Origin of the sequence: Virgisporangium aliadipatigenens, from assembly GCF_016863615.1 — a bacterium.
GTDB classification, from domain to species: Bacteria; Actinomycetota; Actinomycetes; order Mycobacteriales; family Micromonosporaceae; genus Virgisporangium; species Virgisporangium aliadipatigenens.
This window is the reverse complement of sequence record NZ_BOPF01000003.1, coordinates 201,558-213,862: the sequence shown is the minus strand read 5'-3', so window position 1 is coordinate 213,862 and position 12,305 is coordinate 201,558. Positions and strand designations below refer to the sequence as shown.

Below are 12,305 nucleotides of genomic sequence, written 5' to 3'. Positions count from 1 at the left end.
CCTCGGCAGCCACTGCGTCCTCGGCAGCCACATCCAACGTGCGCACCGTAAAGCCCTCCCCAGGCGTCCGACCGATGCGCGACACCGTAGCGGGCCCCTACGACAGAAACCCGCCCGCGACGGATTCGCCTATCCAGGTGCGCAGCGCCCACCAGCGGTGCACCAGTTCGGGCATGGCGCAGGGCGAGTCCCAGGCCGTGCCGGTCAGCTCGGCCAGCCGGTCCAGGCGGTAGCGCACCGTGTTGGCGTGCAGGTGCAGGGCCGTGGCCGTGGGCCCCAGGCGCCGGTGGTCGAGGAAGGCGAGCGCCGTGGTTGCCAGTTCCAGATGAAACTCGTCGCGGGGATCGAGGGCGCCGCACAGTCGCGCGCAGAGCAGTCCCGCGAGCGTCGGCTGGCTCGCGAGCGCCGTCTCGGCGGCGAGGTCGAGCAGCGGGCGAACGCCGCGCAGGCCACGCGCGGACGCGACCGCGAGGGCCGCCACGCACGGCGGGTGGACCGCGGCCAGCGCCGCCACCGGAACGGCCGGCGACGCCACCACCAGGAAGTCGACCGCGGGCGGGGCGGCCACCACGCCCACGAACCGCCCGTCCAGCGGCGCGACGATGCCACCGATCCCGGCCAACGAACGATCGCTGACCACCAGGCGGTAACGCGCCCCAGGGCGCAGTCCCGACGCGCGCAGCTCCTCGTCGGGCGGTGGATCGCCGCCGAGGAGCAGCCGCCGCAGCAGCGCGAGCGCCCCCTCGAACGGCTGGTGGCCGACCGCGTTGTAGCCGCCGATGAGGTGCCGCTCCAGCGCCGAGGTGTAGCGGTCGACCTCGAGCCACGCGGAGAGCAGCTCGTCGTCGGGCACGCCGGCGTCGCGGGCGCGGGCGATGGCCAGGCGCAGGGCGTGGCTGCGGGCGGCCTGCACCCCGCGCAGGAGGTCGGCCATGGGCACGCCCTGCGCGGCACGTTCGGCGCCGAGGGCCGACGCCTCCGCGAACGCCACGTCCGGATGCGCGGTGCGGGCGAACCCGTTGAGGCCGGCGGCGAGCAGGATCCGCACGTGGCGGCGGTGTTCGGCGGCGGGCAGCGACGCCGTGCCCAGCGCGCGCACGATCTCGTCGACCACGGTGTCGTCGGCGGCCATGTCGGTGAGCACGTCCCGCAGCCGCATGGTCCTCCCTTGTGGACGCGCCACAAGCGGGACCGGTGCGGGTTGGGTGCCGGCCCCTACCCCGTGCGCGTGACGGCGTGGTTCCCTGTCCGTCACCGCACGGTAACAGACAACCGTCGATGGAGGTCGCATTGAGATCGGCTCTCCTGGCCGCCGCCGCACTGGTCGCGGCGGCCCTCACCGTCCCGGCTCCGGCACACGCCGACGTCGCGCTGCGGGAGGTGATGTTCGTGGGCAACAACTGGGACGGCACCGCGGACGTCATCGAGTCCCGCGGCACCTTCTCCCGCATCGCGCGGATCAACGTCGTCCCGGACAAGCAGGCCCGACTCACCGAGATCTATCTGAACCCCATCAAGCTCGCCTACTTCCTCGGCATCCGCAACGGCCCCGGGGAGGGCCACGACCAGCTCGTCGACGACATGTACACCACGCCGGACGGCACCGCGCTGGTCGTGTCGCGGCCGAGCTTCGCCGACGTGGTGTCGCTGAACCTGGCGACCGGCGCGATCAACTGGCGGTTCCCGGTGTCGGGGTACCGCTCGGACCACATGACCGTCTCGCCGGACGGGCTGCGGGTGGCGGTGTCGGCCTCGACCGGAAACACCGTGCACGTGCTGAACATCTACACCGGCCAGCAGGTCGCGTCGTTCGCCACCGGGGACAAGCCGCACGAGAACGTCTACACGCGGGGCGGCCGCTACCTGTGGAACATGTCGATCGGCGAGGTGAACACCGACCTCGACGACCCGTTCTGGGACTGGACCAAGGGCGACCGCCGGATCACCATCGCCGACACGGCCGCCTCCTACGCCACGCGGGTCGTCGACATGCGGCAGCGGCTGGACGCGGCCGGGCGTTCGGACCTGTCCGACGCGGTGCGCCCCGCCGTGTTCACGCCGGACGAGTCGAAGCTGTACTTCCAGGTGTCGTTCTTCAACGGGTTCGTGGAGTACGACGTCGCCTCGGACACCGTCACGCGGGTCAAGATGCTGCCGAAGAATCCGAACACCAGCGACGACCGGAAGACGTTCGTCAACGACTCGCGCCACCACGGGCTGTCGATGGCGCCGTCCGGTGACAAGCTGTGCGTCGCGGGCACCATGGACGACTACGCCACCGTCGTCAACCGCGCGACGCTGGCCGAGGGGCCGCTGGTGACGGCTTCGAAGCCTTACTGGGCAACGGTTTCCGGTGACGGGCAGAGCTGCGTGATCTCGGAGGCCGGGGCCGACGTGGTCACCGTCATCAGCTTCGCCACGGGTCGCAAGGTGCTCTCCGTGCCGGTCGGTGACCACCCGCAGCGGGTGCGCATCGGCAAGGTGCCGCAGGGCTGGACGGGCGTCGGTTAGAGAAATTTGACGACCGCGACCCCGCCGGGTGGGATCGTTCCACCGGCGGGGTTTCCCGTGACGAGGTCCGTTCCGTCGGCCGGCAGCGGCTGGGGACGGTCGGTGTGGTTGACCGCGAAGAGCCAGCCCTGCCCGTTCGCCGTCCGCCGCACGAGATCCACCCCGTAGGGAACCAGCGGAGCGTCGTGCCCGCGGCTCTCGTCGTCCCCGATCACCCACGCCAGCAGGCGCGCGTACGCGTCGTCGTCGAGCCGGGTGGAGACGTACCAGGCGGCGCCGTCGCCGTGCCGGTGGCGGGTGATCGCGGCGCCGCCGTCCGGATAGGTCGCGACGGCCTCGGCCCCGTGCGTCTCCACCGTCTCGGCCCAGTGCCGCCCGACGTCGCCGGTGGACAGTTCGACCGTCAGGTCGGCCGGCATCGGATGGAACTCCGTCACCCGGATCCCCAGCAGATCCCGCAGCGCGCCCGGGTACCCGCCGGTGTACACCCGCCCGCACGGATCGGCGATCCCGCTGAGGAACGTCACCACCAGCCGCCCGCCGCCGGCGACGTACTCCCGCAGCCGGTCGCCGTTCTCGAGCAGATACAGCGCCGGCACCACGACGACCCGGTACCCGTCCAACGGCGCGTCGGCCGGCAGCACGTCCACGCCCATGCCGAGCCGGGAGAGCGCCCGGTGCGCCGCGCGCACCTCGTGCAGGTAGTCGATGTCGTCCGACGGGAGGCCCGGTGCCTGCAGCGCCCACCACGACGGCGCGTCGAACAGCATGGCGGTGGCGGCCCGGATCCGGCCCTCGCTCCCGCCGATCCGTCTCAGGAGCGCGCCCACGGCGACGGTCTCCCGGAACTGCCGGCTCTGCGGCCCCGCGTGCGGCACGAGCGCGGAGTGGTAGCGCTCGGCCCCGCCCCGGGAGGCGCGCCACTGGAAGAACATCGCACCGTGCGATCCCCGGGCGATGCTCGGGACGACGTCGCGGGCCAGTTGCCCGGGCGCCTTCGTGTGCATGCGCCCGGGCGTGCCGACGTGGTACGGCGCGGTCTCGCAGAGCAGCCACGGCCGGCCGCCGGCCCACCCGCGCGCCAGGTCGGAGGCGAACGCCGTCTGCGCCGCACCCGCCAGCCCCGGCGCCGACGGGTAGTGGTCGATCGCCACCACGTCGACCTCCTTCGCCCACCGGGCGTGGTCGACCGGCACCCAGCCGCCGAAGACGAAGTTGGTGGTGACCGGAACGCGCGTCGGGCGCAGCACGTCGCGCTGCTCCACGTAGGCCGCGAGCAGTTCGTCCGACCAGAACCGGCGGAAGTCCAGCAGCTGCGCCGGATTGGGCAGGTAGCGGGTCGCGCGCGGCGGGCGGATCTGGGCCCAGTCCGTGTAGCGCTGGCTCCAGAAGTCCGTGCTCCAGGCGTCGTTCAGGGCGTCCACTGTGGAGTACCGGGCCCGCAGCCACTCCCGGAACGCCGCCGCGGCCAGGTCGCAGTGGCATTCGGTGCCGTACTCGTTGTGCACGTGCCAGAGCGCCAGCGCGGGATGGCCGCCGTAGCGGTGGGCCAGCACCTGCGCGATCCGGCGCGCGGCGGCCCGGTACGCCGGTGACGCGGCGCAGTAGGTGTCGCGGCTGCCGTGCAGCAGGCGGGTGCCGTCCGCGCCCACGGGCAGTGCCTCGGGGTGCGCGTCGGAGAACCACGGCGGCGGCGAGGCGGTCGGCGTGGCGAGGCTGATCCGCACGCCGCCCTCGTGCAGCAGGTCGAAGACGCGGTCGAGCCAGCCCAGGTCGTACTCGCCCGGCCGCGGTTCGAGGCGGGACCAGGCGAACACCCCGAGCGTGACCAGCGTGACGCCGGCCTCCCGCATCAGCGCGACGTCCTCGGCCCAGACCTTCTCGGGCCACTGCTCGGGGTTGTAGTCACCGCCGTATTCCACCGGGCGAGAGTACCCGGGTGGGCAACCACCCCGTTGACAGTTAGTTGGGAGAGCAAAGAAACTAAGTCATGCCGTTCCGTCCTCCCCTGGTCCCGCACGAGGTCTTCGTCGCCGACCCGCCGGAGCTGCCGGTGCGCGCCCCCGGCGACTCCGGGCTCTCCGCCGTGCACCGCGCCGAACTCGTGCAGGCGGACGCGTCCGGCGTCACCCTCAAGGCCGGCACCGGCGACGGCGGGTCGCTGGTGGTGCGCGTCGAGGCCGCCGCGGAGGGCGTGCTGCGGGTGCGGCTGTCGGCCGAGTCCGACGCGCGCAGCCGTTCGGCGGCGGCGCTGCCGCTGGTCCCGGCGCACACCCGGCCGGCCGAGGTGCGTACCACGGGCGGGACCGTGCGGGTCGGCGCGGGGGCCGTCACGGCGGAGATCACGCTGGACCCGTGGCACCTGCGCTTCGTGGACTCCCGCGGCCGCGAACTCCTCGCGCAGAACCGGGGCGAGGAGGACATCAGCGGCCGGCTGCGCACGCTGCCGTTCGGGCGCTCCACTGTGGACGGTGCGGTGGCCGCCTATCACGAGAGCTTCACCACCCCCGCCGACGAACGCTTCGTGGGCCTCGGCGAGAAGTTCACCCCGCTCGACAAGCGCGGCCAGCGTGCCCTCATGTGGAACTTCGACGCGTTCGGCGCCGAGTCCGACCGCTCGCACAAGTGCGTGCCGTTCTACCTGAGCAGCAGGGGATACGGGATCCTGGTCGACAGCGGGCTGCCGATCGAGTTCGACATGTGCCAGAGCACGCACAGCTGCGTGCAGATCCTCGTGCCGGACGACCTGATCGAGTACTACGTGATCGCCGGGCCCACGCCGACCGGGATCCTGGACCGGTACACCGCGCTGACCGGGCGGCCGGTGCTGCCGCCGAAGTGGGCGTTCGGGACCTGGATCTCGTCGGGCTTCTTCGTCGACACGCAGGAGCACGTGCTGGAACGCGCCCGCCGGATCCGGGAGGGCGGCATTCCGTGCGACGTTCTGCACCTCGACTGCTACTGGCAGGTCGACGGCAACTGGTCGGACCTGCGCTGGGACACCCGCAACTTCCCCGACCCGTCGGCGATGCTGCGCTCCCTCGCGGACGACGGGTTCCGGGTGTGCCTGTGGATCAACCCGTACGTGAGCCGCAACAGCCCGCTCTTCGCGGACGCGTCGGACGCGGGCCACTTCCTGCGCACGCCCGAGGGCGAGACCTACGTCGCGGACGTGTGGCACGGCAGCTATCCCGCGTGCGGCATCGTCGACTTCACCGATCCCGAGGCGACGGCGTGGTTCACCGGACTGCTGCGCCCCCTGCTCGAACAGGGCGTGGCCGTGTTCAAGACGGACTTCGCCGAGGGCGTGCCGGCGGACGCGCGGGCGGCCAACGGCCTCACCGGCACCGAACTGCACAACGTCTACACGCTGCTCTTCAACGACGCGGTCGCCGCCGTCACCCGCGAGGTCGCCGGGCACGGCATGGTGTGGGCGCGCTCGTCGTATCTCGGCGGCCAGCGGCACCCGGCCCAGTGGAGCGGGGACGTCAAGGCGAGCTACCCGGCGATGGCCAGCACGCTGCGCGGCGGGCTGTCGCACGGGCTGTCCGGGATCCCGTTCTGGAGCCACGACGCGGGCGGCTTCTTCGGCACGCCCACACCCGACCTGTACGTGCGCTGGGCGCAGTTCGGCGCGCTGTCGCCGCTGGTCCGGCTGCACGGGACGACGAGCCGGCTGCCGTGGGAGTTTCCGCCGGCCGCCGGCCGCGACGCGGTGTCGGCGCTGCGCCTGCGGCACCGGCTGATGCCCTACCTCTACTCGGCCGCGGTGGAGTCCTCGCGCACCGGCGTCCCGCTGATGCGCGCGCTGCTCGTGGACTTCCCGGACGACCCGGCCGCCTGGAGCGCCGACCTCGAATACCTGCTCGGCCCGGACCTCCTCGTCGCCCCGATGACGGACCCCTCGGGCGAGCGCGGCGTCTACTTCCCGGCCGGCGAATGGGTCGACCACTGGACCGGGGCCGTCCACAGTGGACAACGGCACTCCCGCATCCGCACGCCCCAGGACTGCGCGCCGCTCTTCGTCCGTCGGGGCGCGCTGATCCCGACCGTCGAGCCGGACGACTTCGTCGGCGACGCCCCGTTTTCGGACGTCACCCTCGTGTCGTACGGCGGCGTCGCGACGGAGACGGTGGTGCGTGACGTCGACGGCGACACCCGGATCACCGCCCGCCGCTCGGACGACCGGTTCGTGGTCGAGGTCGCCGGCCCGCTGCGGGTGACCGGCGTGACCTTCGCCAAGGTCGAGGGCGCGGGCGCTCCCCCGGCGACGGTGATCGTCCGGAAGAGTGTCGCCTAGAGCGCCCGGGGCGGCGGTCGGAGCAGTCATGGCCGTCGGTGGCACACGTTGCGGCGTGGCCTCCGCGCCGGATCCAGGTAGGTCGGCGGCAGGAATTCGGGCAGTCCGTCCCGCGCCATCCGCACCTCCCACTGTCCTCTGTGGATCAGCCGGTGGTGATAGCCGCACAGCAGCACCGAATTCGCCAGGGACGTGGGCCCGCCGTCCGCCCAGTGGACGATGTGATGAGCCTGCGCCCACCGCCTGGGACGATCGCAGCCCGGGAAGGCGCAGCCCCCGTCGCGCAGCTCCACGGCCTGCCGCATGGCGCCGGTGACCAGCCGCTTCGCGCGTCCCACATCGAGCGGCAGCCCGCTGCCGTCGAGCACGGCCGGGATGACGTGCGCGTCGCACGCCAGCCGCCGCACCGCCTCGGGATGCAGGTTGCCCCCGAGGTCGAACGACCCCGTCCCGAGCCGCCGCTTCAACGCGTCGTAAGCGACCGTCACGATCACCTGCGGCCGCCCGCCGCCGTCCTCGGCGCACCCGGTCGCCACGTGCCGGCACACCTCGACGAGGGCGTCGGCACGCCGCTGACCGGCGGTGCGCGGGTCCGGCCCGTCGGCGCCCGGCAGCGGCTTCGACAGCGGATCCAGCGCGGCCGCCACGTGGTTGGCGTCCTCCGTGTCGAGCCAACCGGAGATCCGCACCCGGCCGCCGTGCGACGGGGTCAGGTGCAGCCGCCGCGCGGCACGGGCCGCCGCCTGCTGCCGCTTGAGCGCCGCCGCGTCGGCCCGCTCACCGATCTCCGGTGCCACGAGGGAGAGGATCCGCTCGCCGATGGTGGCGAGGTGGTGCGGCTCGAAGAAGTCCGCGAAATCGATCAGGGTCGCCCCGGCCTCGTCGATCGTGTCCTGCGGCACCTTCGTCGACAGCAGCTCCCCGTCGGTCGGATCCAGCTCGACCTTGTGCAGCGCGTCCAGGGTGTCGGCGATGACCGCGGCCTGCTCGGTGTTGACGAGCCCACCGGTGACCGCCCGACCCAGCTCCTGATGGGTGTGGAGAGCCTTGCCGAGACGCACGACCCGGCCGGCGGCGCGGTCACTGATCCGGGTCGTCTGACGCAGCCACACCGCCGCGCTCGTGGCACCCTCGGCGCGCGGGATGCCGCGCCCCTCGCACTCGCGCACCAGCCGCGCCTGAACCACCTCGATCCAGGACCGCAACTGCGCCGCGTAGTGCACACTGGCGATCAAGTCCTTTGTGGACAGTGTCCACTCGTTGGCGTCAAGGCACTGCGACATATCGACTGCCGCATCCGCCAACGCCTCTCGCATGCACCCATCCTCGAACGCCCGTGCGAGCCGTTCAACGTTATCCACAGCCCTCACATGTTCACCAAATGAAAGCGGAGTCCCTCCTCCGTTTCCCGCATCGATGGACACGGCGCCCCCGATGTGCTGCCAGAATCAGCCGATGCGCGCGCCGATCCCGATCGACGCCCGGCACGGCAAGGGCCTGATCTTCGGTGACCACGGCACCCTCCATCTGCACTCCGGGGGGGGAAGCGTGCGCCGATCACCTGGCCCTGCCGCGTCGGCGTGGTCCCACCGCCCCTGCCCTACCGGCAGGACAGGCCCGCCGAGCACGCCCTCGCCGCCGCGGTGGACACAGCTGGGGCGGTGGTGCTCGGACAGGTCCTGTCCGGGCTCGGCGGCGTCGGCAAGACCCAGCTCGCCGCCGGGCTGGCCCACCGCTGGTGGAACGAGCACCGCGTCGACCTCCTGCTCTGGATCACCGCCGGTTCCCGCGCCGGGATCCTCACCGGCTACGCCCATGCGGCCGCGAAGGTCACCGGCCTCGACGATCCCGACCCGGAGCACGGCGCGGCGCGCCTCCTCGCCTGGCTCGCCGAGCCGCACGGCAAGCGCTGGCTGGTCGTGCTGGACGACGTCGCCGATCCCAACGACCTGACCGGCCTGTGGCCCCCACCGTCGCCGCCGGCCGGACGGTGGTCACGAGCCGCCGCCGCGACAACGCATTGCTGTCCGGGCGCCAGGTCATCGACGTCGACGTCTTCACCCCGGAAGAGGCGACGGCCTACCTCCGCACCAAGCTCGCCGACCGCCCGCAACGACTCGTCGAGGCGGACGAGTTGGCCGCCGACCTGGGTTATCTGCCGCTCGCTCTGGCGCAGGCCGCGGCGTACATCGCCGACCACGGCCTGCGCATGACCTGCGCGGCGTACCGCGAGCGGCTCGCCGACCAGCGCCGCCGCCTCCACGAACTGGCCCCCGACGCGCTGCCCGACCAGCACCTGTACACGGTCGCGGCCACCTGGGAGCTGTCCATCACCCGCGCCGACAAACACCCGCCGACCGGCCTGGCCCGACCGATCCTCGAGATCGCCGCCCTCCTCGACCCGAACGCGATCCCGCTCGACCTCTTCACCACGGCGGCGGTGACCGACTACTGCGCCGCCCGACTCGACCGCCCGGTCGACGCGGAGGACACCCTCGACGCGCTGCACCTGCTGCACCGCTTCGGCCTGCTGACGGTCGACGAGTCGACGGACGCCATCCGCATCCATGCCCTGCTCCAACGAGCCGTCCGCGAGGCCACCGCTCCGACGGCGCCGCCCGGGCTCGCCCGAGCAGCCGCCGACGCACTCCTCGAACGGTGGCCCGCCGTGGAACGCGCAGACGCCGACGCCCAGAGTCTGCGCACCAGCACCGAAGCGCTCCACGCGACGGGCGGCCGTCACCTGTGGTCGCAGACCGACGGCGCTCATGGGGTCCTCTTCCGCGCTGGGCACAGCCTCGGGGAGTGTGGACTCGTCACCGCCGCCGCCGGCTACTTCCGCCGCCTGCACGCCATGGCCGCCGATCGGCTCGGACCTGACCACACCGACTCGCTGGCGGCGCGCTATTACCTCGCCTACTGGCAGGGCGGGTCCGGCGACCACGCCGGTTCTGCCGCTGCTTTCCGCGAGCTGCTCAAGGACCAATTGAGACTTCTCGGGCCCGATCATCTGTACACGTTGACGACTCGCGGGCTGATTGCGTACTGGCAGGGCCACGCCGGCGATCCGTCCGGTGCCGTGACGGCGCTGCAGCAAGTGTTGAACGACCACTTGCGAGTGCTCGGACCCGATCACCCGAACACTCTGGTCATCCGCCTCAACCTCGCCTTCTGGCAGGGCTCGGTCGGCGATCCGTCCGATGGCGCCGCCATCCAAACCTTGGTCAGCGAGCAGTTGCGGGTGCACGGGCCGGACCACCCGAACACACTCGCCGCTCGCACCATCGCCTATTGGCAGGGCCGCACCGACGACCCGATCGCCGCCGCGACTGGAATGCGGGACCTACTCAGTGACCAGGCGAGAGTCCATGGGCCGGACCACCCGGCCGTCCTCGCAGCTCGGGCCGTCGCCGCCCAATTGCAGGGCGAGGCCGGCGATCCGGCCGGCGCTGTCGCGGCGTTCGAAGAACTTGTCGACGATCAGGTGAGAGTCTTCGGACCCGGTCACCCTGACGTCCTGACGACCCGACGCATCATCGACTTCTGGAGCGCCGAGGTCACGGGACTGACCGAGTGACGGGTGGGGTCCGGGCGCACCCATCGCCCGGACCCCTTCTTACCCACTCACCCCTTAACGGCACCGAGCATGACGCCCTTCGTGAAGTGCCGCTGTACAAACGGATAGATGACCAGGGCCGGCACCACCGTGACCACCACGACCGCCATCTTCACGGCGAGGCTGGGCGGATATGCGGTGACGCCGGGCAGGTTGATGGGGACGTTCCCGGTGACGGCCGGGGACTGTCCGCCGAGGATGTACCCCTGCAGGATCCGCTGGATGGGCCACTTGTCGCTGGAGTCGAGGTACAGCACCGAGTTGAAGTAGGCGTTCCAGTAGCCGACCGCGTAGAAGAGGCCGACGACCGCCACCACGGCCTTGGACAACGGTAGGACGATTCTGAAGAGGATTCCCCATTCGCTCGCGCCGTCGATCCGCGCCGCGTCGACCAGTTCCGTGGGAACGCCCATGAAGAACGCCCGCATCACGACCAGATTGAACGCCGATACCGCGCTCGGCAGGATCAGCGACCACAGGCTGTCCTTCAGGCCGAGCCCCGTCACCACAAGGTAAGTGGGCACCAGCCCCGGCGCGATCAGGAACGTCAAGAGGAACACGAACAGCAGCGGCCGGTGCCAGAGCGTTCCGGGGCGGGACAGGCCGTAGGCCGCGAACGTCGTCAGCACCAGGCTCACCGCCGTGCCGCCGATCGTCACAACGGTGCTGACCCAGAGGGCCTGGGTGACCGTTCCGCCGGAGAAGATGCTCAGATACGCCGACGGGTCGAACTCCCGGGGAATGACCACCATGCCGCCGGCCGCGTCGATCGTCTTGCGTGAGGCGAGGCTGGTGACGACGACCGACCACATCGGGAACAGCACGACGAGCACGAGCAGGACCAGTGTGCCGCCCTTGCCGAGGCGCCCGACCAGCGTCGGCCGTTCCTCCCAGGCATTATGTGTGCTCATTTGCCGGAATACACCCCCTGCTCGCCGAGCCGGTGCGCGAGGCGGTTGGCCACCAGGATGAGGATCAGGCCGACGACGCCCTTGAAGAGGCCCGCGGCGGCGCCGACGCCCCATTGTTGCGGCACGATCGCCTGGTAGTACACGTAGGTGTCGAGCACCTCGGCGGCCTGCCGGCCGACCGCGTCGCGCTGCAGGATGTACTGCTCGAAGCCGACGCTGAGCGCGTCGCCGAGGCGCAGGATCAGCAGCAGCACGATGACCGGCCGCAGCCCGGGCAGGGTGACGTGCCACAGCCGGCGCCAGCGGCCCGCGCCGTCGACGGCGGCCGACTCGTACAGCTGCTGGTCGATGGCGGCGAGCGCGGCGAGGAAGACGATGGCGCCCCAGCCGAGGTCCTTCCAGACCCCTTCGGCCGTCACGACGACGATGAACGCGTCGGGGTTGCTCATGATGGCGACCGGTTCGAAGCCGTGCTGTCGCAGCACCTGGGCGAGCAGGCCGGCGCCACCGAGCATCTGCACGAAGAACGTGATGACGAGGACCCAGCTGAAGAAGTGCGGCAGGTACACGACGCTCTGCACGAACCCGCGCACCTTGCCGGAGACCACGCTGTTGAGCAGGATCGCCAGGAAGACGGGCAGCGGGAAGAAGAACACCAGCTGGAAGAGCGTGATGCTGAGCGTGTTGACGACCGCGTCCCAGAACGCCGGGTCCTCGAACAGCACCATGAAGTTGCCGAACCCGATCCACGGGCTGGCGAGGAACGAGCCGACGGCGCTGTCACCGAGGAACGGGTTGTAGTCCTGGAACGCGATGACGTTGCCGAGCGTCGGCACGTAGTGGAACACGACGACCAACACCGCGGCCGGCGCGGTCATCACGAGGAACGGCCAGTCCCGGCGCAGCCGCTGCGTAAAACCCATCCGAACAGTGCTGTCCACAGTGGATGGTGCGGGGCGATCCGCCC

General features: G+C 71.5%; 8 protein-coding genes and 1 pseudogene. 4 read left to right on the top strand and 5 right to left on the bottom strand.

Features of this window, described 5'->3' with window-relative positions; translation table 11 throughout:
- Positions 1-97: 97 nt before the first annotated feature.
- Positions 98-1,159: an RsbRD N-terminal domain-containing protein gene (locus tag Val02_RS05210; protein WP_203897728.1), complete on the bottom strand. Its 1,062-nt coding sequence runs from the start codon at positions 1,157-1,159 to the stop codon at positions 98-100.
- A 131-nt stretch (positions 1,160-1,290) separates the two neighbouring features.
- Between Val02_RS05210 and Val02_RS05205 the strand changes: the two genes are divergently transcribed.
- Entirely contained in the window at positions 1,291-2,511 is a 1,221-nt protein-coding gene (locus Val02_RS05205) for a YncE family protein (RefSeq protein ID WP_239152421.1), read from the top strand.
- Here the strand turns inward: Val02_RS05205 and Val02_RS05200 are convergent.
- Positions 2,508-4,433 carry a beta-galactosidase gene (locus tag Val02_RS05200; protein ID WP_203897726.1) on the bottom strand — a complete coding sequence of 642 codons (1,926 nt, stop codon included), beginning with the start codon at positions 4,431-4,433 and terminating at the stop codon, positions 2,508-2,510. The two genes, Val02_RS05205 and Val02_RS05200, sit on opposite strands and share 4 nt — an antisense overlap.
- 68 nt (positions 4,434-4,501) lie before the next feature.
- On the opposite strand from Val02_RS05200, the gene Val02_RS05195 reads away from it, so the two are divergent.
- Positions 4,502-6,811 carry a TIM-barrel domain-containing protein gene (locus tag Val02_RS05195; RefSeq protein WP_203897725.1) on the top strand — a complete coding sequence of 770 codons (2,310 nt, stop codon included), beginning with the start codon at positions 4,502-4,504 and terminating at the stop codon, positions 6,809-6,811.
- A 26-nt stretch (positions 6,812-6,837) separates the two neighbouring features.
- On the opposite strand, the gene Val02_RS05190 is transcribed toward Val02_RS05195, so the two are convergent.
- Entirely contained in the window at positions 6,838-8,127 is a 1,290-nt protein-coding gene (locus tag Val02_RS05190; RefSeq protein WP_203897724.1) for an HNH endonuclease signature motif containing protein, read from the bottom strand.
- 264 nt (positions 8,128-8,391) lie between these two features.
- Here Val02_RS05190 and Val02_RS48925 point away from each other — a divergent pair.
- Positions 8,392-8,703, top strand: a pseudogene (locus Val02_RS48925) (tetratricopeptide repeat protein); the annotation flags it as partial.
- A 68-nt stretch (positions 8,704-8,771) separates the two neighbouring features.
- Entirely contained in the window at positions 8,772-10,388 is a 1,617-nt protein-coding gene (locus tag Val02_RS05180; RefSeq protein ID WP_203897722.1) for a tetratricopeptide repeat protein, read from the top strand.
- 47 nt (positions 10,389-10,435) lie between these two features.
- Here the strand turns inward: Val02_RS05180 and Val02_RS05175 are convergent, their stop codons facing one another.
- Positions 10,436-11,338, bottom strand: a complete 903-nt coding sequence (locus Val02_RS05175) for a carbohydrate ABC transporter permease (protein ID WP_203897721.1) — start codon at positions 11,336-11,338, stop codon at positions 10,436-10,438.
- Entirely contained in the window at positions 11,335-12,261 is a 927-nt protein-coding gene (locus Val02_RS05170; RefSeq protein WP_239152419.1) for an ABC transporter permease, read from the bottom strand. The genes Val02_RS05175 and Val02_RS05170 overlap by 4 nt, the downstream gene beginning before the upstream one ends.
- Positions 12,262-12,305 lie beyond the last annotated feature (44 nt).